Genomic DNA, 2380 nt, shown 5'->3' on the forward strand with positions numbered 1-2380 from the left:
GTATGCGTCCGGCCAAGTCATCTTGACAGGCTGACGACCTGAGCGGAGCTCAGATCAGATGGGTTGCGCCCAGCGGTGCGGCAGCAACTCCGCAATGCGGCTGTCCGGCTGCGTCGGCATCCTGGTCAGCACGTCCTTCAGGTAGGCCCACGGCTCGAGCCCATTGAGCTTGGCTGACTGGATCAAGCTCATCACGGCCGCCGCTCGCTTGCCCGCCCGCAAGCTCCCGGCGAAGAGCCAGTTCGAGCGCCCCAGCGCGACCGGCCGGATGCGGTTCTCGACCCAGTTGTTGTCGATGGGCAGCATGGCGTCGTCGAGGTAGCGCGTCAGCGCCGCCCAACGTTTGAGGCTGTAGTCGATGGCCTTGGCTGTGGCGGAGCCGTCTGGCACCTTCTGGCGGTGCAGCGTGAGCCAGAGGTGCAAGGCATCGGCCACAGGCTTGGCCTGGCTCTGCCGGGCCTGCAGCCGCTGCTCTGGCGCAGATGTCTGCACCTCGCGCTCGACCTCGTATAGCTTGCCGAAGTGGCTCAGCGCCTGCTCGGCGATCTGACTGCGATGGTTGGCCCAGAGCTCGTAGAACTTGCGCCGGGCATGGGCCATGCAGCCCACCTCCAGCAAGCCCTTAGCGAGCAGTGCCTTGTAGCCCGAGTAGTCGTCGCAGACCAGCGCCCCGCGCCAGTCGCCCAGGAACTCCATCGCATGCTTGCCGGCGCGGCTCTCGGCGAAGTCGTAGACAACGATGCGACGGTCCTCGAACTGGCCGGTGCAGTAGCTCCACAGATAGGCCCGATGTGTCTTGCCGGCGCCGGGGTCAAGCATTGCCACGGGTGTCTCGTCGGCGTGCAGCACTCGGTGGCTGAGCATCTCGGTCTTGAGCGTATCCACCAGCGGCTGCAACTGCACGCCGCATGCGCCGACCCATGCTGCCAGTGTTGAGCGCGGCAGGAGCACGCCGGAGCGGGCATAGATGCCTTCCTGGCGATACAGCGGCTGGTGATCCGCGTACTTGGCGACCAGCACCTGCGCGAGCAGGCCGGCAGTCGGGATGCCCTTGTCGATGACGTGCGCCTCGACTGGCGCTTGCAACAGGCGCTCGCACTTGGCGCAGGCCCACTTGCCACGGATGTGGCGCTCGACGGTGAACACGCCAGGCTCGTAGTCCAGCTTCTCTGCCACGTCTTCGCCGATGCGCTTCATCTGGCAGCCGCAGGCGCACAGGGTGTCGTCGGGCTCATGGCGGAACTCGCGGCGCGGCAGTTCGGCCGGCAGGGCTTGGCGCTTGGGTGTCTGGCGCTCAGGGCTGGCGGGCTTGGTGGCGAGTTGCTGCAACTCGCTTTGCACCGCCTCCAGGTCTTCATCGACCGTGTCTTCGAGAAGGCTGCGCTGATCGCCCTGGAACACCTCGCTGCTGGCGGCGAACTTCATCCGCTTGAGCACCGCGTTCTCGTGCGTGAGCTTGTCGATGGTGGCCTGCTTGTGGCGAACCTCGGTAAGCAGTCGCGCGGTCAGCTCGCGCAACTGCGCGGGTGTCAGGTCGTCAAGCTGGGCTTCGTGGATCACGAGGATGGATATTGCCCGCTTCGACGCCCGTGGGCATCGGCACTTCCGGCAATTGCACTACAGCACGCGGATGATCCCTGCCTCGCCCATCATCTGCCAGGGCAGACCCAACACGAGCGCATCGAGTTGCACGCGGCTCAGACTCAATGTGCCTTCGACGTGATGGGGCCAGATGAACTTGCCGCGATGCAGTCGCCGGGCGGCCAGCCAGATGCCGACGCCATCGTGCACCAGCACCTTCATGCGGTTGCCGCGTCGATTGGCGAAGAGATAGGCCGTGTGCGGGTGCGCTGCGCCGAAGACCTTGACCACGCGGGCCAACGCCGACTCCGTGCCGGCGCGCATGTCCAGCGGCTCGACAGCCATCCACACCGAGTCGATGCGGATCAACGCAGCAACTCGCGGGTCCAGGCGGCAAACTCGGCCGCCGCCGATGTCGGCCAGTTGATCGTCATGGCAATGGCGCCACGGCGAAGTTCGACCTGGATGTCAGCGATGGCGACAGGCTGTGTCGCAGGCGCCGCGGCAAGCGACACCGGAACAAACCCGCTTGAGATCGCGGGCACTGAGGGCTTGCCTTCGCGAACCAGTTGCCTCCAGCGGTGCACCACGTTGGCATTGATCCCGTGGGCCAAGGCCACCTTCGCCACTGAGGTGCCTGGCGCTTCGCATTCGGCCAGCACCTGCGCCTTCAGTGTCTCGTCATACGTCCGCCGTCTTGCGGGCTTGTCGCTTGCCATCGTGTCCACCTGTAATTACGTGGACACGATCCTTCCAGTCGCGATGGGTCAATTCAAGATGGGATGGCCGGACGCATACC

Annotated in this window: 3 protein-coding genes; all 3 read right to left on the minus strand. The window is 65.5% G+C overall.

The genetic code is table 11. From position 1 onward, the window contains the following. Positions 1-54: 54 nt before the first annotated feature. From tnpC to tnpA, 3 genes are read right to left on the minus strand one after another with little or no spacing between them, the layout of a single operon-like run. Positions 55-1560, minus strand: coding sequence for an IS66 family transposase (gene tnpC / locus ABGI63_RS25710; protein WP_432767474.1), 1506 nt, complete (start codon positions 1558-1560; stop codon positions 55-57). 57 nt (positions 1561-1617) lie between these two features. Continuing rightward, a complete protein-coding gene (gene tnpB, locus ABGI63_RS25715) occupies positions 1618-1950 on the minus strand; it encodes an IS66 family insertion sequence element accessory protein TnpB (RefSeq protein ID WP_349745362.1) in 333 nt (110 codons plus the stop codon). Then, positions 1947-2300 (minus strand): IS66-like element accessory protein TnpA, encoded by a 354-nt coding sequence (tnpA, locus tag ABGI63_RS25720; protein ID WP_349745363.1) that lies wholly within the window; start codon positions 2298-2300, stop codon positions 1947-1949. The genes tnpB and tnpA overlap by 4 nt, the downstream gene beginning before the upstream one ends. Between the last annotated feature and the right edge of the window lie 80 nt (positions 2301-2380).

It is taken from the genome of Roseateles cavernae (assembly GCF_040187885.1).
GTDB classification, from domain to species: Bacteria; Pseudomonadota; Gammaproteobacteria; order Burkholderiales; family Burkholderiaceae_C; genus Roseateles_E; species Roseateles_E cavernae.